Below are 24,227 nucleotides of genomic sequence, written 5' to 3' on the forward strand. Positions count from 1 at the left end.
GTGCCCCGCCCCCGCCGCGCCGCGAACGGCCCTCCTGGATTGGCGCACGGCCGCCTCGCGATGGGCCTGGCCCCCGACGCGACCCGCCCTCGGCGATAAAAAAGGCGTCCAAGAGGTCCCCGGACGCACGGCGCCCGGGGGTGGGGTTGTTCAAGCAGCTAGGTCGTGAGCGGCTTCGAGCAGGTGGTAGCGTCCTTCTTCGTCGCGCCGCCAGTGGTGGCGGGCCGGGTCGCCACCGGTGCCCTCCTTGAGCATGATCCGAACGTGCGCGGGATTCATTCCGAGCGTCGTCAGTGCGCCGACGATCTGCCCGGCGGTGTTCAGGCCCTCGAGGATGCACGCGGCGATCAGCGCGGTGGCCTGGTCGTGCTTGTTGTCGCCGCAGTCCGCTTGCAGCTCGCGTAGACGGTCGAGGCCGGTTTTCGTTGGGTTGGTCATTTGATCTCTCCTGTGTTGGCCGAAAAAAAGACGGTCTGAAAAGGCCCCGGACGCACGCGGCGCCCGGGGTGAGTTGTGGTTCACGATTGAGCGTCGCTCCCGCCCATGCCGGCCGCGCCCGCCTCGACGGCGGCCAGCAGCGTGTCGTTGGCCAGGTGGCTGTAGCGCATCGTCGACTGGTGGTCGGCGTGACCCAGCACCCTGCCCACCGCGAACAGGTCGATGCCGGCGTTGATCATGAAGGAGGCCGCACTGTGCCTGAGGTCGTGGATCCTCACGTCGGGCAAGCAAGCGTCCCGCCGCACGGTGTCCCAGGCCTTCTTGACGTCGACGAAGGGACGGCCGGTCTCCAGGTTCGGCACGAGGAAGGGGCAGTCCGGCGGCCGCGGCAGTGACCCAATGACGTCGACGGCGGCCCGCGAGAGCGGAACGTGCCTCGCCTTGCCGGTCTTCGTCGTCGGTATGAGCCACGACCGCCGCTTCAGGTCGACGTGTCGCCACTCGGCGTTGAGCAGCTCCGACTTGCGCGCGCCGGTGAGCAGCAGCAGCTGGATGATCGGCCTGAGCTGGGGCTGGGCGGATCGCTCGGCGGCTCGCAGCAGCCGGGCGCTCTCGTCGGCGGTGAGGTAGCGCTGGCGCCTGTTGTCGAACGCCGGTATCCTGACGCCGCGGGCGGGGTTCCTCTCCGCGCCGGCGATCTCCCAATCGAGGGCGAGCTGATAGCTCCGGCCGAGCAGCATTCGCAGCTTCTCGCAGCTGGCGGGGCTCAGTCCTTCCGCCGCCTTGTCGGCCAGGAACCGCGCCACTTCCTGGGACGTGATCTCGTCCAATCTCATGCGCCCGAAGCGCGGGATCACATGCTTCTTGAGCAAGCCTTCGGTGCTCCACCAGCTCTTCTGGTAGGTCTTGGCGTGGGCGATGTGCTGATCGGCCAAGATGGCGTACGTGGGGACGGCGCGCTTGTCCTTCTTTGTGGCAAGCGGATCGGCGCCGAGGGCGGCCTCGGAGCGCAACCGACGTGCCGCCTTACGCGCCTGGTCCAGGCTAATTTCGGGATATCCGCCGAGCTTGATTTGGCGCTGTCTGCCACGGGTATCCTGATACCGGAGATAGAAAGTAGCGCGGCCCGACTCCCGGGTTTCGAGCACGAGGCCGATCGGATCTCCGATATTCCAGTAATCTGTCTTACGCTTTCCTGGCTCGCATTTAGCGGCTGCGCAGAACGCTGCGGTCAATTGAACTTTAGGCATGCGAAATTACTCCTACAAAGTTGTTGGCGCGCCGGCCGCGCTGAGGCGATCGGACGCAGGTGAATGCTCATTCGCGTGTGATGATCGGCGCCCTGGCCGCGCCCTCCCGATGAGTTCGAGCGCGGCCAGTTCGGGATACGCTTCATCGGCTTTCGGGGGGCTTCAGCCGCGGGCTGGGCACCTTCGCCGCCGGCCCGACCGAAGGCGGCAAAGGCGGTAAGGGGGGCGCGGCCGTCGCCGGCGCCGACCGGTCTACAGCGGCGCCCACCCGGACGACCCTCCAGGCGTTGCGCTCGCGGCTGTCGGCTTTCTCGAGCTTCAGTCCGTCAACGGGGCGGCCGGCGTTGCGCTTGAGGTAGTAACCAAGCTTGGTTCGGTTAACGGGTCCGCCCTCGACAAAGGGTAGGTCTTCGATGGCCTCAACCAAATCGCCCTCAGCGTCGGCGAGAAGGACCCTCAAGGTGACTGGCTTTTCGGCCCGCTCGCCGTGCCAGGCCGACAACAACCGGCCCAGCGTCGCTCTCTCGGGATCCTCTCGCAGCTGTTCGATTAGCCCGCTGGCCGGGTCTTCCAAGCCAAGCCAGACGAGCGGCTGCCGGCAAAAGTCGCTCCAGCGACCCCCGTAGGTGGCAATCGGTGAAACGTTGGCCTTGGGCGATCCCGCGGCGATCCAGGCCTCCACGATGGTCAGCACGTCGGCGACGTATGCTTCCCGGTTCGCCTCGACATCGCGCAGGGGATCGCCCTCGTAGCGCATCGTCGCCGGGCTCTCCTCGCCCGGGTCGAGATCGATGACTATCACCCGTCGGATCAAGTCACCGGTCGGTCCGGTATTGTTACCGGAGCCCAGCACCAGAGTATTGGTACTGACAGTCGCCATCTTGCTCACGCCCAAGACCCGGTCCGTCATCGTCTCCGAAGTGAGAAGGCGGTTGACCGCGCCGAAGGGGCGCCAGTCGATGGTCATATCGTCAAAGTCGATAACCGCCGGACTCTCAAGCAGCGCGGCCAGAATGACTTTGGTCGCCTCGTCGTCCGTGCGCGGGTAACTCACCTTCGCCGGGTGGCCGGGCCCGGCGAACCGCGAAACGACCTCGCAGTGGAGAGACTTGCCCGAGCCAGGCGAGGGTGCCCTGAGGTGAATGCCCGGAGCGCGTCCTAAACCCATCCGCAGGGCCGCCGTGAAGATCGCCGCCACCGCTGTGCTTCCATCGCGTGGGGTGGCGTAGCGGAACTCCCAAAGCAGGTGTTGCAACCGTCCCAGGGCTACCCTCGCGTTGGCTTCGGTGGGCGCGGGTCGCGCGAACTTTACCGGATCAAAAGCGCAATAGAGTCGGGACTGAGCGTCATAGCCAGCCGCCGAAATCACCTTCCCATCCGCGTCGATGACGGGCTGGCGTGCGATGCCCGCGAGGACAGGCAGGTGCGCATATGTCTGCGCCTCTTTCAGGAGCCGGATGCAGTTCGGCAGCGGATTGCAGCGGCGCCAAGCGGTGGTGCTGTTCTTGCTCTCGCACCGCTCCCAGTCTGCCGCACTGGACAGGGCAAGGGTGAGGTCAGCATCCGTCTGAGTCACGGCCGAGGCCTGCCCGGTGAGCGGGTTGACCACGACCTTCTTGATCAGACCGCCGGCCTGGAAGAACTCGCCGGTTCGGGCGAGCACCACCTGGGCGGCGTCGACCATCGACTGTAGCTCGCCCTCGACGATCCTGATGCAAGGCTTGTTGTGCACGTCGCGGCGGGCCAGCTCGAACCGCTGCAGGAGCGCCCCGAGCCTGTACTTGTCGCCGTGCTGGTGGTGGCACTTGAACCCGCCCAGCGGGTGGTCGGCCGACGGCTCGAAGTAGCAGGCGCCCGTGTCGAGAGCGTCGGTGTGCTCATCCACCCACGGGCAGGTGACCTCATGCACCCCCGGCGTCACCTGTCTCTTGTACAGGCCTGCTTGCTTAAGCACGGTGACGACTGCGCTCTCCGGCAGAGCCGGGCGAAACACATCGGAGCTGATGCGCGGATGCGAGCGGGCCGGTCGCGCGTGAGGTTGCGCCGCTGAGCCTTGCGCGGACGGACGATCCGCGGACGCTGGCGCAAACAACTCCGCGAGCGCCTCGAGGTAGTGGCTGACGTCGGGGTTCCAGCTGACTAGGCCGCAGCGGAATGGCTGGCCCTGTTCGTCTCGATGCTTCAGTTTGCCGTTGCTCCCGTTCGGGAGCCGAGCCCAGCGGGCGACCCCCGCCGCTCCCTTGTCGCCGAAGCCCGCGGCCAGGACGCGCTTCTGAGCAGCCTTCACGGCGGCGAAGTCGGCGACGGGTGCGGTCAGCCGGAACCCGACCTGGTAGTTGTCCGGGCTGGTCTCGACCATCCAGGTGGGCTCGACCGGCGGCAGCGCGTCCAGCGCAGCCTTCGTCCCGACGTCGTCCAGGATGAGGCAGTGGTAGGCTGCCGCCTTCGCCTCCAGAGCGCGCGTCTCGCCGTCCTCCGTGGGATAGAAGCTCGCGCAGTTGAAGTAGTTGTTCGTGTCCGCCCGGCAGCGCGGCTCCACCTCACGCGCGTCGAACCCGCCCCAGCCGCCGGTCCGAGGATCGCCCGGCTTGGCGAGCGCGAGCACGCGGGCGCCCTCGGGAAGTGCGGGGAAGATTGCGTCGAGGAACGCGCGGTTGGTGACGGTCGGCGGCGGCCCGTCGCCACCTTCGCCGCCTTCTCCCTCTTGCTCCGGGCCCGCGCGCGCGGCGGGCGGAGTCGTCGCCCTGCCGGGGACCCTGAGCCGCGGGGACTTGCTCGGCGCGTTCGTGTCTTCGTTCGGATTATCGTGCTTGTCGGTGGTCATGACGCTTGTTCCAGCGTCCGCTCGGATGACAGCACACGACAACCGAGCGGACGCGAAGCGTCAGCGCGTGCTGTCCAGTACCCGATCTAGGGGTGTCTCGAACTCCTTACTGCGCCGTCGGCTTGCCCGCTGGAGCGGTGTTGCTCATGACGGCGCAGCGCCGAGCGATAGAACCGCGGAGCTGATGCGAGCCCCGACAACTGTCGCTCGGTGAATTGTCTCATAACCTGAAGCGGCATGCCGCTGCAATATGCAACGGGTTTGCTCCGGAACCGACCCGAGCGCGGTGTCGACTGCCGCGGTCACGGTAGCGGGTCAGCTTGAACTTTGCCGCGCGCCAAGAAAGCATTGCTCGCGGCCTTCTTCGAAAGTGTGTCGGCCAAGTCGAGAGACGCTGGCGCTGCAACAACTGGACGCCCCGAGGCTCGGTTAGGCGCTGTCGGCATCGCAACAGCTCGTCGTTCGCGCGGCCGGAGTAAGGAGGAAAAGGGGGAAAGGGGGTCACCCCCTTTGCCCCCTCTACCCCCTTCGCGACCACCGATGATCTGGCAGCTTCGGGTTCCGGCCGCTCGGGCACTGTCAGGGCAGAACTGGACCGCTCATCTGTAGCTCAGCCGGATCGCGGGAGCCGCGTCGCCCCGGCTGGCGAGGACGCCGGACAGGAAGCGCAGGAATTCCGCCTCGGCTCTCGCGGCCACCTCCGGCTCGCCCTCGAGCCGCGCCGCCTGGCGCTCGACGTAGGGCAGGACACCCGCCTGCAGCTCGACCAGCGCCGCCTCCTCCCCCACCAGCAGCCCGCGGTCGGGCACGTCGTGCGAGTGGAGCCGGACCGCGGGCGTCGCCACCAGCCCCGGCCGGTCGACCGTGACCACCAGCCCGCCCTGAGCCCGGTCGATCTCCAGCCGGCGAAGGTCGAAGCCCACCGCGTACTCGACGCTGTAGACGATCACGACCGTCGCCTCGGAGGTGAGGCCGAGGAAGGAGCGCTGGATGTCCTGGCTCTTGGTGTAGGTGCGCACCAGCCTGACGGCGACGAAGCTGCTCCGCCCGGCGAGGGCCGACCGGAGTTCGGCGACGAAGTCGCGGGTGCGGACGCGGCCGAGGAAGGCCGGCTGGGTGCGCGTGCCGACCTCCCGGGCCGCCGGCGGCTCGTACTCCCGCGGCGCTAGCCAGTAGAGGAGCGCCAGACCGGCGGCGGAGACCACGAGTACGATGCGTATCCCGCCGATCATTGTCCGCCACCGGTGTCGCTATAGTTGCGGCAGAGCGCGAGCAGCTCCGGGTCGACGCCTTCCCGATCGGGGATGAAGATGTGAAAGGCGAACCCGTCGTTGCCGACCGTCTGGATGAGCTCGTAGTGGCCGCCCACGTCGGACAGCCACTCGAACTGCGGCTCGAAGCCGGCGGAGCCGAAGCGCCGGCCATCCAGGGTGTTCGTCAGCGGCGAGAAGCCGGCCGCCTCGACGATCGACTCCTCCGTGTCGCCCGCCTCGACGACCAGCAGGTGGGTCAGGTCGAGCAGGCCGGTGGCGGTCCAGTCGTGAACCCGGTCGGCGAGCAGCCGCTTGAGGGTCGGATCAATGGACGCAGTTGATGGTGCCGCGGCGACGGCCGCGGCGGTGTCGAAGCTTAGCATTTGGATGTTCCTTTCGGGCATGAAAAAAGCGCCCGCCGGTTGATCCGGGGACGCCACGTGCGCCGCGGTTGCGGCCGGCTACTGGTGTGGTTCGGCTAGGCGTCCTGCCTCGCGTACTTCGCGCAAAACTCGAGCACGTCCCGGTGAACGCCAGGGACCCTCTCGATCAGAATCACGTGCGTGAAGTCCGCCGTGAATTCGAACGTCAGTTCGTAGCAGAAGCCGTGGTCTTCCAAGGTATCGAAGCCCGGCGAATAGTCGGGATCGCCGTACCACGTGCCGTCGCCGGCGTTTTGGAAGATGGAGAACCCGAGGGCCTCCTCCAGCCAGCACGGCCTGTCGCGGGCCCCGAAGAGCACGAAGCGAGCGTGGCCGGCGATCTCGCCGCCCAGCTGGTCACGGCGTTCGATGAGCAGGCGCTTCAAGCGCAAGTCGATGGGTAGATTGAGGGCGCGCGTGAGCGACCCTCCATCGGTGATGGTGAGCATGGTATTCTCCGAGATGTTGCGGGAGAAAGCTCAGTTGGCTTTCATATAAGATACTCGGATTCGCGCTGGTCGGCGGCTGTACGGTCTTGTGATCACTACGACCGGACGATGGCGACGTCGGGTATGCCCGAGCCTGCGGCTGATCGACCCCGCGACGTATCCTCGAGCTGCCAATTAATCCCGCATCGCATTACAACTAGTGAGGCCCAAGTTGACGATTGATCGAGAGTCGCACAACTTAAGACCTGATGTTTGGAGAAAATTGATGGCTCGTAAGAAAAACGACGTTCCGCCGAAGGATCGCGTTGTTGGTGAGAAAACTGTGGCCCTCTGGGACAAAGAATGGCGTCATGTTGAGGGCGGCTACAAAGTGTATCACGCCGATCTACGTCACAAGGTGGGGCTGCACCGGGCAGTTCTTGGTTCCGTAATCATGTATATCGGAAAGGCCTCTGAGTTTAGGCGCGGTGGTGGAGGCTTGGCAAAAAGGTTGTCGGATTTCCGCCGCGATAGTTCGAGTGGTAGAGAGCATCATGGCGGAGGAAGAATTTTTGAACATATCGATGTTCTTGCTCTCGAGGTCTTACACACTGGCTCGGGGTCCGAAGGGAGCGATATCGCTGAAAAGTTGCGAGACCCAATGATTGAATTGCATGGCGTTCCGGCTTGGAATGCCGAAGCGCGTCAACGGAAGAGGCGAGCTTCCTAAAAAAAATTTCGAGACGGAGCTTTCGCGATGGCGGGCATAGCGGAGATGGCGCTCGGCATCGCAACCACACTGCGCAGCGGGATCGCTCCGTATCCCTTGCCGGTCGAACTTTGGGGCTACGCGCCAGAAGATGCTGCTCAGCTAGTTAAGTTCGCCATCGACGAGTGCGTCGACGCCGGCATCGTACTTCGTGAAATTCGAGTGGATCCGGTTATTGTGCACGAGCTGACCGGAAGCAAAAGCGAGTTTGGGGTGTTCCACCGCGACGTGCCGATAAGCGCAGACACAGCCTGCCGAGGTCGGGTTGATATTTACCGCGCAAAAACTGAATCAAGAGGATTGTGAGCATGAGCCTTCGTTCGGAGATGATACTGGATGCAAAGTGGATAATGCACGACGGATTCCTGCGAACGAATGCCAATGGCGAACTCGATTCAAAAGGGTATGCCACGTCGTGGGAGAACAACCTTCTGCGTGAGATCGACCCCCGCCGTGTGGAGGTGGATCTGAGAGGCAAGGGTGGATCTGAGTTGGAGGGCAAGTTCAGAGCTGCGCACTCTTCGGCAGCGCTGGCGGTAAACGCCTTCGGCTATTTCATCGATGCGACTGAACGGCTACCAATTCCAGGCTTTGCAGAGCTCCAATTCGATGGTTTTGAAAAGTTGTTTCCAACAGGGGTGGGAAGGAAGCCTCCACATCTGGACGCCCTAGCTCACAACGATGAAACAGTCGTGGCGATCGAGTCCAAATGTCTCGAGTACTTCACACCGAAGACCGCAAAGTTTGCCCGGGACTACTTCGAGAAGATTGTTGATGAAAGGCGGAACGGACCCTGGTTTGCCGAGATGGTGAGGCTCAGCGAACAGCCTTGCACCTACACTTGCCTCGACGCTGCGCAGCTGATCAAGCATGCCTTCGGGCTTGCATTGACCGTTCCCACCGCGGTGACACTTCTGTACGTCTTCTGGGAGCCGGATGATGCCCATTATCATTCTATGTTCGCCGACCACCGAGCCGAGATCGCTGATTTCGCAAGCAGGGTGGCAGGGGGGCGGCCGGCCTTTCAAGCACTCAGCCACCAAGAGCTCTGGGCGCACTGGGCGACCTTGGGATCAGCGTCACTGCAGGCCCATGTGGATCGGCTGCAGCTTCGCTACGGCGGGATTTTGAATTCTTATGAGGGCTACAGCCGGGTGAACGGACGCAAAACGGACGAGGGCTTCTGGGGTGACTTTGATTAGTGAAGCGCACGCCATCCATTGATCAGAAGGCGATGTGCTAGCAGGGCTTAGCCGCTCGAGGCCGCCTCCAGCTCCCCTTCTGCGCTCTCCACTTCGTCCGCTGTCTCCCTCGAGGCATCCGACTGGCTGGGCCCGCCCGTTCCCGTTTCCGACATGTATTGCAGCATCTCGGCCGGCGTGAGCTTGCGCGTGGAATTGCCAAATCGCACGTAAACGTCGTCCACCTTCGGCCCGCGCGGGTTTGTGAAAACAATGTTCGGCGATCGCTTCACTGTGACAACTGCTACGTCTCGCTCATCGATCGAGTGAAATGCGACTTGCAACCAAGAAAGCGCGTTCTTCCCGAGCGCATTGCTTAGCAGATCGTAAAGGAAGAGCTCGAAGCCATCCCGGTCCTTTTTCTTCAGTGTTGCGTAATCGTGCTGAAGCCCAACGACGCTGCCATCGTCAGCGATGCCAATTACCAACGTACCGCCGCTCGTATTCAAAAAACCGGCGATCGTTCGAGCGATCGCAAACTCGACCCCGTCGTGCACCTTGCCGTCATTCAGACTCCAGCGAGCGGTCGATTTGAATTCCACGAGTGTGCTTTCGCCGGCGAGGATCAACTGGTGCAGGTCTTTAGCATGCGGCTCGCTTCCAGATTCGGGTTCCGCGCTGCCGATGCGCTCAAATCCTGCGCGCACTACCGCTGCCAGTTTCTTGCGCCGCTCGCTCACAAACTGAGCGTAAGGCATATTCATCCAGTCGTCCGGAAGCGCGTGCCAGAATGATTGCCGCTCGCGCTCGTCGGGCGACAGCGAGGCCATCAGGGCTGTCGCATAAACGGCCGGTGGGTTCGCACCAATGCTCGCGTTGTCCGGCCACTCAACCAGCGCGAAGTTCGCAATTTGATCGATGTCCCGTGCCGCGTCGATCCCGTTCGCCTTCAAATATGCAACAGGAAACAAATGGTGTCGCTCCACCGCCAGACGATCTCCGCGCACCGCGGGGTCCAGAAGATCGGAAACCGTCATTGGCGAGAAGAGAACTCGGGCCTTCAGCAGACTCAGGGCAGCGTAGTAAGCGTAAAGGGTAGGACTGCGCGATGCGGTAGTTTCGAACTGCGCTGGTAAGGCGATATTCCAGAAGTCCTCTGTGAGATTCTCCCCAATGATCCGCTCTAGAATTTCAGCGAAGGCATCGGATGTCTCAGCCTGGCCAAGGCGATTGAGATCGGCCTCAATCTGCGTCTCATAGCTTCCGGTGTAGCGTGACGTGATAGCGGACATGAAGATCCATTTTGCGATGATGACCTTCAACTTTTGCAGCGGAACTTCATGCTGAATTTTCCCAATCAGAAACAGCACGTATGAATAGAGGATCGTGTTCGTAGACGTGATGAGCCGGCCGGAGCGGAACCCTGCGAGCATGACCGAATGCAGGAATTGATGCCAGTTGCTAAGGCTTAGTACCTTGTCCTGGGCTTGCTTGAGCGTTTCGAAGTTTTTCGCCCCCGCCGCAACGCCCGCGTCGTCCAGCTCCTTTCCCCGAAGAAGGTTGTAGACCGACCGCAACCGTCCTCGCCGGAAACCGTAGCCGACTGTGACGCGCAGCAGTTCTGCTGGTGACGGATCTAGAAAATGGTTGAAGGGCGAGGGCCTGCCAGGGTCCGGCATTTTCGCCGCCCGACAAAACGCCTCTAGCTCCTTCCTTCCCGCGTCCCAGTAAACCGACATCAGAGTGAGGATGAAATCCGCCTGATTGAGTTCCACTCCCGCGGAGTTGATGCGCACGAAAATATCCGAGACGGCCTCCGGTTCGGTGTCCGCCGAGAGCTCGATCGCGGTGAAGCTGTAGCTATTGAGCTTGTAAAGCTGCTGAACGTTGTTCTCGATGGTCCGCTGCAGCTCAGGAGCAACTTCCTGTTCCTGTTTCAGCCGCTCGATGTAGGTTCCCACGAGCGAGAACAGCCCCACCTTTTGATCCCATAAAACGGAGATGTCGGGTATCCAGTGGGCACTTCGGCGATGCGCCGCCGAGGTAACTGCAAAGGTCGCCTCCGATGGGTTGAATGCGATCTCGATTTTGCTCCTGGCGTAGTTCTCGTCGATGACGGGAACTCCTTTCAGGACGGCGTAAAGGGACGTCAGCCGCTGTTGACCGTCAACGATCATTCTATCGGTCGGCAGCTGGTGAGTTGCTACGCCAATCTGCTTTGCGCCTGCGCTGGAGTTTTTCCAGAACAGGAAATAGCCAACGGGAAATCCGCGGAACATCGAGTCAAATAAGTCTCGAACCTTAGTCTTCTTCCAGACGAAGGGCCGTTGGATCTCGGGCAAACCGATCGATCCGTCATCGATCATATTCACGAGCTGGCCGAGCTGAAAACTAAGGGTCGAAAACAAAGCTGACATACGTATCCTCCGCCAGTTAGCTTACCTAGCAGGCCAGCTTAAGCAACTAGAGGCAGGTATTGGCGCTCAGAACTCCTCTTCGTTTATCACGTACCAGTGATGGTCGTTTACACGATCAAGGATGGCCGGGACGTTGCCGTCCACCTCCCGACCGGCGTTGAGAAACTCCCGCAGCGTCTGTGCATCGAGAGCCACCAGCAGCCAGCAGTTATCGACGTAGCCCGTGTGAAGATTATGCTCTCGTGCGAATACCAACGCGGACGCAGGCCAAGCACGCGCCTCCAGCCAACAAAACACCGGCGCGTCGGTCTGGGGCCCCCCGTCCCCGCAGCGAGCTGTGGCGCTGTCCCGGTTTGGGTGTTCTTCGACGAAGAGTGATTGGTAGGTCATAAACCGGTTAGGTCGTGCGCAGCTTCGTTTTGGTCGGCACCTCTTCATTGGCGTTCGGCCTCAACCGAGCGGCAGCTCGATTTCCTTCATGATGCGGTCGGTCTCCGCGAGGATTTTGACGATCTTCTGGTAATGGCCGATATCATCCCAAGAAAGCACTCGGGCTCGGCGGTCCTTGAGCCACTTATGCGCCGGCTGGTAGCCGCCGATGTAAAAGCTCCAGGCAACCTCCGGCACCGCGTCGAAATACTGGTCCTCGTTGATGTGGACCTCGCCGCCCTCGAACTTCGGATAGCCGCCGACGACCACGTCATCCCCTTCGCCGTGGTAGGGGTAAGGGGTGTCGCCAATTGCGGCGGGCTCCATCAGGTGCAGGCGGCGGAGCTGCTCGCCTTTTTCGCTGACGTGGCGGAAGACTTGCGGCGACGGCGGATAGGGAATGCGCGGGAAGTCGATCTTCAGGAATTCGGCGAAGGTCTCGCGATAAGCGGGCGAATGCAGCACGCCATAGATGTAGTCGAACAGCTTGACCTCGCTCGGCCGCGCCTCGCCGGTGGCGGCTCGGAAATCGTCGGCGGGCCCGGCCTGGTCGGCGGGGTTGATCCCGGCGGCGTTGCAGATGGCGGCGTAGAGCTCAGGGTCGAGGTTGAGCGTTCGTGATCCCGATGTGAAAGCGTCGTGCTGAGTTGGTGCCGCTTCTGGATAAAGGTAGAGCGGAAAGTTCATCGCGTTCGAACCGGTCGCGCCGGACAGAAAGATTGCTTCGCTCAAGGCATCGGTAACGAAAGTGTGAGCGAATCCGCGATCGCGCATCGCCTTTGGGGCGAGCAGACCGAGGTTCTCACGTCCTCGATAATTGCGCATTACCTTGCGCACCGTCCGCCATACCAGATCGTCGTGGAAGAGGATGTGGCGGCTGTCGAAGGGACGATAATTGACCTTGGCAAGGATCGAATCCGGCCTACCAAGGGCTTTCGCGGATGCGCCAGCTTTCAGAATATCCCAACCCTTCTTACGCCGAATGCGCGACGCCTCGTGAAGCGCGCGCTCATCCTGCGGGGTTTCCACGAGTTTGCGAAAGTTGGAGCGCAAAGTACCGATGTCACCGATCGCGAAATCATCTCTTGCCGTGACGATTCCGTTGCCGAAGACCATATAAAGCTCGTCAATTCCGAAGCCGGTCTCATAAATTTCTTCAAGCGCACCGTTGCGCGGAAGGAGGCGCCACATTGGACCCTTCGGTTCGATCGTCTGCCACTCACCATGGTCGATGTCACCCGACCAAAGCGAATCGTTCTTGGCGGCGCGACTGCCCCAGAGGTCGGCATGGCGGACGCGCGCCAGTTTTGGCCGGTCGTCGGTTGTCGCAGGCAGCTTGGTGGCGACGATAATCGACACGCCTTGCTTGATGTCAAAAACGTTCTTGTCGATGACGCCATCCGGCGGCGTCTCGTTGCGGTTGGTATTGCCGTGCAAATCCAGCGCATAGATCGAGTCGAAAGTATTGAGCAGGTGCCACCGGATTCCGCGTAGGGTCGGGTCGCTCAAATAACCGTGGCTCGTGATCATTCCGACCACGCCGCTACCGCTTGCCCGGATATACTCCTCGGCCAACCTTATGAACTTGTGCTCATCCTTGTTGATCCATTTCGATGTCCGTTCTTCCAGTGCGCATTCGGTTCCCGGTTCCTTTTTGTAATCATCCATCAGCGCGATGATCCAATCGCCCTTATTTTCGCTCTCGCCCGAATAGGGCGGATTGCCGATCACGCACATGATCGGCGACTGCCGCTTGACCTCGCTGGCACCACGGGCTTCGTCGGCGAGCGGCTGGAAGAAAAGGTCGCGCACTTCGCGTTCGGCAGGCTCTAGGGAATTGGTCAACCAGACCGACAGGCGCGGCGGCCTGGCGCTGGGCTTGTAGCCGGTCTCGGTCAGCATCATGTCGAGCTTCATGTGGCACATCGCATAGCTGGCCATCAGCAGCTCGAAACCGTGCAGTCGCGGCAGCAGGTCCTGCTCGACATAGTTCGACCACTTGCCCGGCGCGCGCATCTTCACCCGGTCGGAAATGAGCTGCACCGCCTTGGCGAGGAAGGTGCCGGTGCCCGTCGCCGGATCGAGAATCTGGACCTTGTGGACGTCCTTGCGGATCGTGCGCGGCTTACCGGTCTTCGGATCATCCTGCCCGGTGTCCCAGTCCACGGTGACCTTGCTGGTATCGGCCAGCCCGTCGGCTAGCCCGAACTCGGTCTTGAGCACGTCGTCCACCGCGCGGACGATGAAATCGACCACCGGCTCGGGCGTGTACCAGACGCCGCGGCTCTTGCGCTTCTTCGGATTGTAGGCGGCAAGGAAGTCCTCGTAGAAATGCACGAAGGGATCGTTGCGCGCGGTGAACTTGCCGAAGTCGCGGAACAGCGAATGCGGATCACTAGCTCGCATCACCTGCACCAGATCGTCAACAATATACTCGAGGCGGCGGGGTAGCTCGGTGCCGGCGATGTAACGGAATAGGCCCTTAAGAAACGGGTTGGAGGCCGGCAGCTTTTCCAGCGCCTCCTGCCGGCTGAAGGTGCTGAGGTCATCGTCGTGGAAGCGCGCAGCGAACATGCCGTAGGTGATCGTCTCCGCGTAGATATCGGCGAACTCGTCCGGCATCAGGTTTGGCAGTAGGTTGGCCTTGAAGCTCTTGAACTGGCCGCCGAGACCGGAGCGGAAATCCGGGTCGTCGGCGAGCGCGATGCCGATCTCGTCCTTGATGATAGCCGCCTTTGCCGCCATCATTTCCGCCAGCTTCGCGGCAGAGCGGATGCTGATCGGCTTCTGCTCGGCAAACAGTCGAAGCTGCCGATCCAGCTCCTCAAACTTGTCCGGAAGCGGCTGGAGGCCCCCGAGCTGTCCAAGGAATGACGCAATCGAGACGAAGTGGACCTGCCGCCCTTCGCGGATGAATTCGAAATCGACACCGTTGGTATAGACCAGGTTGGGAAAGGCCTTCTCGTAGCGCTTGCGCTGCTCGATCGAGTAGCCCTTGAGCTTGATAACATCCTTGTCGATGTTCTTGGCTTCGGCCCAGCCGATTGGAACGTCGCCGCGCTGGAACAGGAAGTCGGGCATACCCGCTTCGGACTTCTTCGGCTCGTTGATGACGGTGAGAGCAGGGTCAATGCTCTCGAAAAGTGCCTGAAGGGCCGGACGATAGCTGTGCTCGGTTGCATGTCCGCTGGAATACTTGGAGCGAACCTGTTCGAGATAAGAGCCTATATTCAACGACAATCTCCCCGGTGAGACTGGATGTGCCCTGGATTGGAGGATTACAGCAAGCCCGTGGAGGAGATGGAGGTGCTGGATGGACGATCAAACGCCGTGCGGCTGCGCTTCAGCGACCGCTCAGCACCGTTCTTTTGAGGAGTGGCGGACTCTAGACCCCGATCTCACCGAAGGACGGTATGCCGATGTTTCGATTTTGAAGTGCCGCAAGTGTGGGCAACTCTGGCTTCGATACTTCGTGGAGTACGAAGCTTTTTCGCGGTCCGGTCGCTGGGGGAGAGGTCGAATAGACGAGGCCAGGGCGCTGACGATACAGCCGCACGAAGGAGCTTCCTTTCTGGCCGAGCTTCCCAGCTACCTCTTCGGCGGCTCTAGGTTCAACGGACAGCAAGGCGAGCGCTCGGGCCCCATGGAGTGGGGGATCTAAACCGAGGCCGGCTCTCCAGGGAGCTTCTAGTATCAATTCGCCGTAGTTGGGCCCCGGACAAGGTTATGCGCCCCAAACCTTACCCAAGCGCGACCTAAGGACTGCGTGCTTTCCGCAGGAAGGCCAGCGATTGCCTTGTGGAAGGGCCGGTGCCGCTTAGAGGACTCGAACCTCTGACCCCATCATTACGAATTCGATGGTTCTAAAGGCCTTTCCGCAGCCAACAATCGAAGCGTCCTTGTGAGGGCACTTTGGCAAGGCAGTGGGTCGGAGCGCTTGGCAGGGCGCTTCTAAAAGTCTGATTTGTCGAGATGAATTGAAAAGGCCCTTAGCCCCGGACTGCCGACTCAGTGGGTCAGCGCGCCTCTAGAAGGGCATTTTTCGCCGAGCGGCCGGACGCCGTTCAGAGAGTAAGCGCCAGATTTTGCTTGGAAAAGGGGTGGTGCCGCTTAGGTGACTCGAACACCTGACCCCATCATTACGAATGATGTGCTCTACCAGCTGAGCTAAAGCGGCAATGCCCGGAAAGCCGCGCCCTACCAGTGGCCCGGCGGCTCGGCAAGGACGGGCTCGTTAGGGCCTCTGAACGGATATGCTTAACGCTTTTGTAAAGCTTGTCCGCCATTCCTCTGGTCAACTGGGGAATTGGGACTTTTGCGAATGGACGGGTTTCGCGAGCATCCGAGCGAGTTCGACCAGCCGTCGGCCGCCGAAACGCCGGCGGCGGACGACGTCACCGCGGCGATCGGCACGGACGAGCGGCGGATGCACGTGCGGGCCTACAACTACTGGGTGTCGCTGCTCGAGGGGCGCGATTACCCGTCGATCGAGGACCTCGAGCCAGCGGAAGTCACGGATTTCGCCGACAACAGCGTTCTGCTCGACTTCACCAGCGGACGCGACGACCCGGCGACCCCCTACATCGGCGCCGCGATCCGCGAGGAATGCGGGCTTCCCGAAACGGTCCGGACGATCGCCGACATCCCCAGCCGAAGCCTGCTGTCGCGGCTGACCGACCATTATCTGCAGATCATCGCCAACCGGGCGCCGGTCGGCTTCGAGGCCGAGTTCGTCAACCAGACGGGCGTGCCGATCTGCTATCGCGGGATCCTGATGCCGTTCTCGTCGGACGGCGACACGATCGACTTCATCTACGGAGTGATCAACTGGAAGCGGGCGCTGATCGCCGAGGCCAGCCCGCCGATCATGCCCGCGGTCGTCGCCAGCGGTCCGGAGCGCGAAGGGCCGGCGGAGCTCGAGCCCGGCTCGCCCGAGCCGGTCGCGACGGCAGAGCCGCTTCCGATCTGGGCCGACGAACTCCCGGCAGAGACCGGCGAGGAAATTGCCGTTCCGCAAATCACGCTGGACGAAGGCGCCGGCCTTGCCGATTGGCTGTGCGCCGCGCGCGAAACCGCCGAGGAGGTCAAATCGGCCGACCACCGAAGCCGGGCGGCGCTCTACCGGGCGCTGAGCCGGGCCTACGATTTCGCCATCGCCGCCCAGCGCGACCCCGACGATTATGCCGAGCTCCTCGAGGAATCGGGCGTCAGGGCCCAGGCGCGCGCGCCGATGACTCCGATCGTCAAGCTGGTGTTCGGGATCGACTATGACAAAACCCGGCTGACCGAGTTCGCATCGGCCTTGTCCTACGCCCAGCGGCGGCAGGTTGCGCTCGGCGGCTTCGACGCGCTGATCGAGAACCAGTCCGGGGGATTGAAGGCGCTGGTCGCCGCCGAGCGCCAGGCCCGCCGGCCCGAACCCCGCACCGACAGCCGGGCCCAGGCGGCCCGCGAGCGGCTCCGGGCGGCCGAGCCGGTGTCGCTGCGCTCGCTTCCGGACAACGAGGAATTCTGCCTCATCCTGACCCGCCGCAGCGTGGATGGCGAGCACCAGCCGGTCGCGGTGATTTCCGATCCGGCGCTGGTCGAGCGGGCGATCCGCCGAGCCGCCTGACCGCCGGGTTCCAGCCCAAGCGGCCCTCGACTAGCTCAGGACGTGCTTGTCCCGGTCACGGGCGGGCGTCTATAGGCGCGCCATCGCGGCAGTCGGCGGAGCGAGCTCTTACAAATGACGGTCCATTCGCGCGTCGCCAAGCCGCTGATCGATTCGCTTCGCAAGGCGCTGACCAGCCACGCGCTGCCGGGCGAGACCAAGGGTTTCACCCGCGAGTGCGAGCGCGAGGCCGCCGAGTTCCTCGCCGGGGTCGCGGTCCGCCGCCGCAAGGGCGAGGTTACCCTCGCCATCGAATCCACCGGCGGCGAAGCCGGCCGGCGCCGCATGCGGATCGGAATCGTCAACGACGACATGCCTTTCCTGGTCGATTCGATCGCCAACGCCATCGCCGGCCGCCAGCTGACCATTCACCGCCTGCTGCACCCGGTGCTGTGCGTGACCCGCGACAAGAACGGGCGGCTGATGGAGATCGAGCCGCTGTGCGAAGACGAGGACCGGCGCGAGTCGATGATGTATATCGAGCTCGACCGCGCCGACGCCCGAGCGCGCCAGGAATTGGCGAGGGAATTGCGGGCGGTGCTGGTCGACGTCCGTTCGTCGGTCCGCGACTGGCGCGCGCTCCAGGCGAAGATGCGCGAGGACGCCAGGCAAATCCCCGATCCGGAGGGCCGGGCGCTGCTCGAATGGTTTGCCGGCGGCGCCATGACTCTGCTCGGCTACCAGGTCGAAAAGCCGCAGCAGGAGCCCTCCGAAACGCTCGGCATCTTCAGCATTCCGGGACCGCCGACCGACGACGCCGGCTGCCTCGGCGCGATGCGCTATTTCGAGCAGGGCGGCGATGTCCCGCTGCTCGCCAAGGCGGAGCGCAAGTCGAGCGTCCATCGCCGGGTCCCACTCGACCTGGTGGTGGTCCCGGTCCGCGAGCACGGCAAGATCGTCGGCATCGGAGTCTACGCCGGCCTGTGGACCAGCCAGGCGCTGACTCTGCCGGCCGAGGAAGTGCCGGTGCTTCGCCGGCGGCTCGACCGGCTCGACAAGGATTTCGGCTTCGATCCCAAGGGTCACTCGGGCAAGGCGCTGCGCCACTCGGTGGCCTCGCTGCCGCGCGACCTGCTGATCAACCTCAGCCTCGATTCGATGCGCAAGCTGGTGATGATGGCGATGTCGCTCGCCGACCGGCCGCGGCCCGCCCTGCTCCAGGTCCGGAGCATCTTGAAAGGGCATCTGTTCTCGTTCGTCTGGCTGCCGCGCGAGGACCTGACCACCTCGCGCCGGACGGCGATCGCGACGATGCTGGAGACGAAGATCGGCTCGCAGGTGACCAGCTGGTCGGTCGAGCTCGGCGACGGCGACCTCGCGCTCATCCGCTACACCCAATATATCGAGGAGGACACGCCGCTCCCCGATCCCGCCGCGCTCGACGCCGCTCTGGTCCAAATGGTGCGCGGCTGGGCGCCCGCGGTCGAAGCGGAATTGATCGCAGCCGCCGGCCCGGCCCGCGCGACTCGGCTCAGCCTCACTTATCTGTCGGCGTTTTCCGAGAGCTACCGGGCGCGGACGAGCCCCGAGGACGGGGCCGTCGACATCTTGCGCTTGAGCGCGCTCGAGGACGACAGGGCCCGGGGAGTGCGCATCTGGCGGTCCGAGTCCGACCCGCCCGGCCAGCTCCACCTCAAGACCTATCGCAAGGGCGGCCTGATCCCGCTGTCGGTGGCCGTGCCGGTGCTCGAGAATTTCGGCTTCCGGGTCCTCGAGGAGATGCCGACCGCGCTCGGCGGCGGCTCGCTCGGCTACATCCACGATTTCCAGCTCGAGATCGGCAGCGAAGCCGATCTCGGCAGCATCCTCGCCCGGGCCGGTGAGATCGAGGAGGCGATCGCCTGCGTGCTCAGCGGCGCGGCGGAAAACGACGAGTTCAACCAGTTGACCTTGTTCGCCGGCCTCGACGCCAAGCCGGTGCAGTGGCTGCGCTCCTGGTTCCGCTATTTGCGGCAGACCGGGAGTGCGTTCGGGCTGGTGACCGTGGTCGATGCGCTGCGCCGGGCGCCGAAGGCCACTTCGGCGTTGATCGGGCTGTTCATCGCCCGCCACGACCCGGCGGCGGGCTCGCGGCGCGATTCCCGGGTCGCCAAGCGGCGCGAACAGTTCGATGAGGCGCTGGCGCGGGTCCGTTCGATCGACGACGACCGAATCCTGCGCCGGCTGCGCTCGCTGGTCGAGGCGACCGTTCGCACCAACGCCTTTGCCGACGCGGCTCGCGAAGCGGTCGCCTTCAAGATCGATTCGTCGATGTTGCCGGGGCTTCCGGCGCCGGTCCCGTGGCGCGAAATCTGGGTCTATTCGCCGCGCGTCGAGGGCATCCACCTGCGCGGCGGGCCGATCGCCCGCGGCGGCATCCGCTGGTCGGACCGGCGCGACGACTTCCGCACCGAGATCCTCGGCCTGATGAAGGCGCAGATGGTCAAGAACGCAGTCATCGTCCCGACCGGAGCGAAAGGCGGCTTCTATCCCAAGCAGCTGCCGCCGCCGTCGAGCCGCGACGCGTGGCTCGCCGAAGGCAGCGAAAGCTACCAGATCTTCATCCGCTCGTGCCTGTCGATCACCGACAATCTGGTCAACGACAAGCCGGTCCATCCCGACAAGGTCGTCATCCACGACGGCGACGACCCGTATTTCGTGGTCGCCGCCGACAAGGGCACCGCGGCGTTCTCCGACATCGCCAACGCGATCGCGCTCGAGCGCAACTTCTGGCTCGGCGACGCCTTCGCCAGCGGCGGCTCGAACGGCTACGACCACAAGGCGATGGGCATCACCGCGCGCGGCGCGTGGATTTCGGTGCAGCGCCACTTCCTCGAGCTGGGCGTCGACGTGCAATCCGATCCGGTCAAGGTGGTCGGCTGCGGCGACATGTCGGGCGACGTGTTCGGAAACGGAATGCTGCAGTCGAAGGCGATCAAGCTCATCGCCGCGTTCGACCACCGCCACATCTTCATCGACCCGAACCCCGATCCGGGCAGAAGCTGGACGGAGCGCAAGCGGCTGTTCGAGCTGCCGCGGTCGAGCTGGGACGATTACGACCGTTCGCTGATTTCCAAGGGCGGCAGCATCTACCCGCGCACCCAGAAATCGATCAGCCTGTCGAAGCAGGAGCGCGACGCGCTCGGGATCGACGCGGAAACCATCGACCCGGCCGGGCTGATCAACGCGATCCTCAAGAGTCCGGTCGACCTGATCTGGTTCGGCGGCATCGGCACCTACGTCAAGGCGTCGACCCAGTTGCACGCCGAAGTCGGCGATCCGGCGAACGACGCCTTCCGGGCCGACGCCAGCGACCTTCGCGCCAACGTCATCGGCGAGGGCGCCAATCTCGCCATCACCCAGGCGGGGCGGATCGAGTTCGCCGACCGCGGCGGCCGAATCAACACCGACTTCATCGACAACAGCGCCGGCGTCGATTGCTCGGACAATGAGGTCAACATCAAGATCCCGCTGAACCGCGAGATTCGCGAGGGGCTGCTGTCGCTGGCGAAGCGCAATTCGCTGCTGGCGCGGATGACCGACGAGGTCGCCGAGATCGTGCTCGAGGACAACCGGCTGCAGAGCCTGGCGCTGTCGATCGCCGAGAGCGGCGGCGCCTTCGCGGTGCCCGGGCATGTGCGCACCATCGAGCTGCTCGAGAGCGCCGGGCGCCTCGATCGCAAGGTCGAAGGACTGGCGAGCAGCGAGGAGCTGCTTCGCCGCATCCAGGAGGGGCGCGGTATGATGCGTCCGGAGCTCGCGGTCGTGCTGTCGATGTCCAAGATCGTCCTCAAGGATGCGGCCGAGCCGCTGCGCCTCGCCGATGACAAGATGCTCGAGCCCCAGCTGTTCGGCGCCTTCCCGAAGCCGATGCGCAAGGCCCATGCCACCGCCATCCGAGCGCACCGGCTGCGCCACGAAATCCTCGGCACCAAGGCCGCCAACCGCTTCGTCAACCGGCTCGGGCCGAGCATGGCGCTCGAGCTGACCGAGGAGGAAGGCGCCTCGCTCGGCCAGGTGATCGCCTCCTTCCTGGTCGCCGAACGGCTGCTCGACCTCGATCAATTATGGACGAAGATCGACCAGGCGGCGCTGCCCGAGTCGGTGCGTATCGAACTGTTTTCGATTGCCGCCAGCAGCATCCGGGCGCATCTGTCGGACATCCTCCGCTCGGCGGGCGGTGAGACCCAGGTCAGCGCATTGTGCAAGCTGTACGAGCCAGGCGTTCGCAAGATCGCCAGCGCCGCGACCAAGCTCATCCGAACCGAGGTGCGCAACGAAGCGGCGACCCGGCGCGACCGGCTGATCGGCCTTGGAGCGAGCGAGGAAATCGTCCGCGGCCTGGTCCGGCTGTTCGAGCTCGACGGAGTCTTCGGGCTCGCCGCTCTGGCCGCCCGGCGCAAGGTCGACGAGGTGGCTCTGACCCATGCCTATACCAAGCTCGGCGAGGCGCTAGGCCTCGACTGGGCCCAGCAGCAGGTCGCGCGCTTCGTCCCCGGCAATCAATGGGAGCGGCTGCTGACCGCCGGCCTGGCGCGCGATTTCGAGCAGCTTAGGATCGACTTCCTCTCCCGCCGCCGGACCGCCCAGCCCGACGAGGCGGTCAACCAGTGGGTGGCGAGTCAGGCGGCGCGGATCGCCCAGTTCCGCCAGCTGCTCAACCGTGCCCGAGCTGAAGGCGCGGTCAGCGCGCCGATGCTCGCCCAGATCGCCAGCCAGGCGCGGATCCTGCTGTCGCGGTAGCTAGAAGCTCAGCCGACCAAGGTGCGCGCGAACAGCCACTGGCGGATCGCGGAGGTCAAATTGGGCGGCGATCGCACCTCCAGGCGCGCGGCGTCGATTTCGGCGACGAGTGCGTTGACCGGCCGCGCCAGGTCCTGGGCGGCGATTTCCAGCGCTCCCCAGAAAATCGGCTCGAGACTGATCGAGGTCGGGTGCCCGGCGATCAGCACCGATCGCTTGACGGGCGGGGCGTAACCGATCGATTCCCTAAGCTCTGTCACCATCAATACATGTGTTGGCCGCCGTTGATCGACAAGGTCGAGCCGGTGATGAAGCCGGCGTTTTCGTCGACCAGGAAGACCACTCCGCGGGCGATTTCGTTGGCCTTGCCGAGCCGGTTGACCGGGATTCGGGCGACGATCTTGGCCAGCACGTCCTCGGGCACGGCAGCGACCATGTCGGTGTCGATGTAGCCCGGAGCGATCGCGTTGACGGTGACGCCCGAGCGCGCGCCTTCCTGAGCGAGCGCCTTGGTGAAGCCGTGGATTCCGGATTTGGCGGCGGCGTAATTGACCTGGCCGTACTGGCCGGCCTGGCCGTTGATCGAGCCGATGTTGACGATCCGGCCGTAGCCGCGGCCGAGCATGCCTTCGAACACCGCCTTGGCCATGTTGAAGCAGCCGCCCAGGTTGGTGTCGATCACTTGCTGCCACTTGTCGCGGTCCATCCGCTTCATCGTCGTGTCGCGGGTGATGCCGGCGTTGTTGACCAGCACGTCGATCGCACCGAGCTCGGATTCGACCTGGCGAACGCCGTCCTGGCAGGCGTCGAAATCGGCGACGTCCCATTTGTAGGCGGGAATGCCGGTGCGCTCGGTGAACGCGTTCGCGCGCTCCTCGTTGCCGGCGTAATTCGCAGCGACCTTCATGCCCATGCCGTTGAGGGCGATGCTGATCGCTTCGCCGATGCCGCGCGTGCCGCCGGTGACGATCGCCACTCGAGCCATCAATTCCTCCTCATTGCTGAAGCCAGGGCGGCTTAGGTCGCCGGCCGCCAACCTTCAAGTTCGCGGGCGACCAGCCGCTCCAGCATGGTCATTCCCTCGGCCGAATCGTTGAGGCAATCGAGTCGAGCGAAGTGCGTGCCGCCGGCGGCAAGGAAGCTGTCGCGGCCGCGGATCCCGAGCTCCTCGATCGTCTCGAGGCAATCGACGGAGAATCCGGGCGCGGCGATGGCGAGGCGCTGGACGCCCTTACCCGGATATTCGGCGAGCGTCGCGTCGGTTGCCGGCTCGAGCCATTTGGCGCGCCCGAACCGCGACTGGAAGGCGACATCGACGTCGCGGCCCAGCGCCTCGCCGAGCAGCCGGGCGGTCGCCAGGCACTGGTCGTAGTAGGGATCGCCGAGCTGCCGGGTCCGCTCCGGCATTCCGTGGAAGCTCAGGAGCAGGCGCTGCGGCTCGAAGTCCAGCGCACCGAGCTGGCGCTCGAGGTTGCTGCGCAATGCGCCGATGTAGAGCGGATCGTCGAAATAGGGCGGCAGAGTGCGCACCGCCGGCTGGAACCGCATCGTCTCCAGCTGCGCGAACAAAGCGTCGTTGGAGCTCGCCGTCGTCGCCGCGCAAAATTGCGGATAGAGCGGCGCGAACAGGATCCGGTCGACACCGGCGTCGACCATCCTGGAGATCGCGTCGCCGATGGACTTCCTGCCGTAGCGGAAGGCGAGGCCGACGATGATCTCGTCGCCGAAGCGCTCGCGCAGCTTGGCCGCCTGGCGCAGGCTGATCGCCAGCAGCGGCGAGCCTTCGTCGGTCCACACTTCCTGGTAGGCGCGCGCGGACTTGGCCGGCCGGGTGCGCAGGACGATTCCGCGCAGGATCGGCTGCCAAAGCAATTGCGGGATCTCGATCACACGCGGATCGGACAGGAATTCGGCGAGGTAGGTCCGGACCGACGCGGCGTCGGGCGCCTCGGGCGTTCCGAGATTGACGAGCAGGACTCCGATCATTCGGCCGCCATCGGGTCGAATGGCAGGCTTCGCAAGCGCTTGCCGGTCGCGGCGTAGATCGCGTTGGCGACCGCGGGCGCGAGCGCGGCGACGCCAAGGCCGCTGATGCCGCCCGGAGCGGCGTTGCTCGCGATGAGCTGGACATGGATCTGGGGCGTGCGCGCGATTCGCGGCAGGCCGATTGCCCCCAGCGGGCGCGAGCGCGGATTCCCCGCCGCCCACTCGGGCTCGCGCACGCTGGCGAGGCCGAGCGCATAGATGAGCCCGCCCTCGACCTGCTGGCGCACCAGTTGCGGATTGACGATCCGCCCGCAATCGACCGCCGCGACCAGCCGGTGGACCTCGACATTCTGGTCGGAGCCGATGGTCGCGTCGGCGAGCAGGCCGATGTGCGAGCCGAACGCGGAAGCCGCGGCAAGGCCGAGCGTGCTGCCGCGCGCGCCGCCGTCCCAGCC

18 protein-coding genes and 1 tRNA gene are annotated in these 24,227 nt (G+C 64.1%); 5 read left to right on the forward strand and 14 right to left on the reverse strand.

All coding sequences use genetic code 11. From position 1 onward, the window contains the following. Nucleotides 1-150: 150 nt before the first annotated feature. The 6 genes from H0T81_RS00900 to H0T81_RS00925 all read right to left on the reverse strand — a co-directional run bounded on the left by H0T81_RS00900 (nucleotide 151) and on the right by H0T81_RS00925 (nucleotide 6,636). The gene (locus H0T81_RS00900; RefSeq protein WP_294008908.1) at nucleotides 151-438 is read right to left on the reverse strand and encodes a hypothetical protein; all 288 of its coding nucleotides are present in this window, start codon (nucleotides 436-438) and stop codon (nucleotides 151-153) included. A gap of 80 nt (nucleotides 439-518) precedes the next feature. Continuing rightward, nucleotides 519-1,673, reverse strand: a complete 1,155-nt coding sequence (locus H0T81_RS00905; protein WP_294008910.1) for a site-specific integrase — start codon at nucleotides 1,671-1,673, stop codon at nucleotides 519-521. A 157-nt stretch (nucleotides 1,674-1,830) separates the two neighbouring features. Further along, entirely contained in the window at nucleotides 1,831-4,512 is a 2,682-nt protein-coding gene (locus H0T81_RS00910) for a DNA-primase RepB domain-containing protein (RefSeq protein ID WP_294008912.1), read from the reverse strand. A 599-nt stretch (nucleotides 4,513-5,111) separates the two neighbouring features. Next, on the reverse strand, nucleotides 5,112-5,717 hold the full coding sequence (locus H0T81_RS00915; RefSeq protein ID WP_294008913.1) for a hypothetical protein: 606 nt from the start codon (nucleotides 5,715-5,717) through the stop codon (nucleotides 5,112-5,114). Between the two features lie 23 nt (nucleotides 5,718-5,740). Continuing rightward, complete coding sequence (locus H0T81_RS00920; protein WP_294008914.1) at nucleotides 5,741-6,148, reverse strand: hypothetical protein; 408 nt, start codon at nucleotides 6,146-6,148, stop codon at nucleotides 5,741-5,743. Nucleotides 6,149-6,243: 95 nt separating this feature from the next. Continuing rightward, the gene (locus H0T81_RS00925; protein ID WP_294008915.1) at nucleotides 6,244-6,636 is read right to left on the reverse strand and encodes a hypothetical protein; all 393 of its coding nucleotides are present in this window, start codon (nucleotides 6,634-6,636) and stop codon (nucleotides 6,244-6,246) included. A 265-nt stretch (nucleotides 6,637-6,901) separates the two neighbouring features. On the opposite strand from H0T81_RS00925, the gene H0T81_RS00930 reads away from it, so the two are divergent. Genes H0T81_RS00930 through H0T81_RS00940 form a run of 3 tightly spaced genes read left to right on the forward strand, consistent with a single transcriptional unit; the run spans nucleotide 6,902 to nucleotide 8,586 of the window. After that, nucleotides 6,902-7,345 (forward strand): hypothetical protein, encoded by a 444-nt coding sequence (locus tag H0T81_RS00930; protein ID WP_294008916.1) that lies wholly within the window; start codon nucleotides 6,902-6,904, stop codon nucleotides 7,343-7,345. A 27-nt stretch (nucleotides 7,346-7,372) separates the two neighbouring features. After that, the gene (locus tag H0T81_RS00935; protein ID WP_294008917.1) at nucleotides 7,373-7,690 is read left to right on the forward strand and encodes a hypothetical protein; all 318 of its coding nucleotides are present in this window, start codon (nucleotides 7,373-7,375) and stop codon (nucleotides 7,688-7,690) included. Nucleotides 7,691-7,692: 2 nt separating this feature from the next. Then, nucleotides 7,693-8,586 (forward strand): hypothetical protein, encoded by an 894-nt coding sequence (locus H0T81_RS00940; RefSeq protein ID WP_294008918.1) that lies wholly within the window; start codon nucleotides 7,693-7,695, stop codon nucleotides 8,584-8,586. A 47-nt stretch (nucleotides 8,587-8,633) separates the two neighbouring features. Here the strand turns inward: H0T81_RS00940 and H0T81_RS00945 are convergent, their stop codons facing one another. From H0T81_RS00945 to H0T81_RS00960, 4 genes are all read right to left on the reverse strand, one after another. Further along, nucleotides 8,634-10,982 carry a DUF262 domain-containing protein gene (locus H0T81_RS00945; RefSeq protein WP_294008919.1) on the reverse strand — a complete coding sequence of 783 codons (2,349 nt, stop codon included), beginning with the start codon at nucleotides 10,980-10,982 and terminating at the stop codon, nucleotides 8,634-8,636. Nucleotides 10,983-11,048: 66 nt separating this feature from the next. Next, the gene (locus H0T81_RS00950) at nucleotides 11,049-11,372 is read right to left on the reverse strand and encodes a hypothetical protein (RefSeq protein ID WP_294008921.1); all 324 of its coding nucleotides are present in this window, start codon (nucleotides 11,370-11,372) and stop codon (nucleotides 11,049-11,051) included. Between the two features lie 60 nt (nucleotides 11,373-11,432). Further along, complete coding sequence (locus H0T81_RS00955) at nucleotides 11,433-14,645, reverse strand: type ISP restriction/modification enzyme (protein ID WP_294008923.1); 3,213 nt, start codon at nucleotides 14,643-14,645, stop codon at nucleotides 11,433-11,435. An 867-nt stretch (nucleotides 14,646-15,512) separates the two neighbouring features. Then, nucleotides 15,513-15,588, reverse strand: a tRNA-Thr gene (locus H0T81_RS00960). A 144-nt stretch (nucleotides 15,589-15,732) separates the two neighbouring features. Here H0T81_RS00960 and H0T81_RS00965 point away from each other — a divergent pair. Both H0T81_RS00965 and H0T81_RS00970 read left to right on the forward strand, forming a co-directional pair. Next, entirely contained in the window at nucleotides 15,733-17,025 is a 1,293-nt protein-coding gene (locus tag H0T81_RS00965) for a hypothetical protein (protein ID WP_294008925.1), read from the forward strand. 114 nt (nucleotides 17,026-17,139) lie between these two features. After that, nucleotides 17,140-21,786, forward strand: coding sequence for an NAD-glutamate dehydrogenase domain-containing protein (locus H0T81_RS00970; RefSeq protein ID WP_294008927.1), 4,647 nt, complete (start codon nucleotides 17,140-17,142; stop codon nucleotides 21,784-21,786). Nucleotides 21,787-21,794: 8 nt separating this feature from the next. Here H0T81_RS00970 and H0T81_RS00975 read toward each other — a convergent pair whose 3' ends face one another. The 4 genes from H0T81_RS00975 to H0T81_RS00990 form a co-directional block, all read right to left on the reverse strand. Next, nucleotides 21,795-22,049 carry a ribbon-helix-helix domain-containing protein gene (locus H0T81_RS00975; protein WP_294008929.1) on the reverse strand — a complete coding sequence of 85 codons (255 nt, stop codon included), beginning with the start codon at nucleotides 22,047-22,049 and terminating at the stop codon, nucleotides 21,795-21,797. Then, nucleotides 22,049-22,771, reverse strand: coding sequence for an acetoacetyl-CoA reductase (gene phbB, locus H0T81_RS00980; RefSeq protein ID WP_294008931.1), 723 nt, complete (start codon nucleotides 22,769-22,771; stop codon nucleotides 22,049-22,051). Before phbB ends, H0T81_RS00975 begins: the two co-directional genes overlap by 1 nt. A gap of 32 nt (nucleotides 22,772-22,803) precedes the next feature. Continuing rightward, nucleotides 22,804-23,772, reverse strand: coding sequence for a ferrochelatase (gene hemH / locus H0T81_RS00985; protein WP_294008933.1), 969 nt, complete (start codon nucleotides 23,770-23,772; stop codon nucleotides 22,804-22,806). Beyond that, a partial coding sequence (locus H0T81_RS00990) for a molybdopterin cofactor-binding domain-containing protein (protein ID WP_294008935.1) occupies nucleotides 23,769-24,227 on the reverse strand: 459 nt, incomplete at its 5' end. The genes hemH and H0T81_RS00990, both read right to left, overlap by 4 nt.

It is taken from the genome of Sphingomonas sp. (assembly GCF_013812825.1).
In the GTDB taxonomy this organism is placed as follows: Bacteria; Pseudomonadota; Alphaproteobacteria; order Sphingomonadales; family Sphingomonadaceae; genus Sphingomicrobium.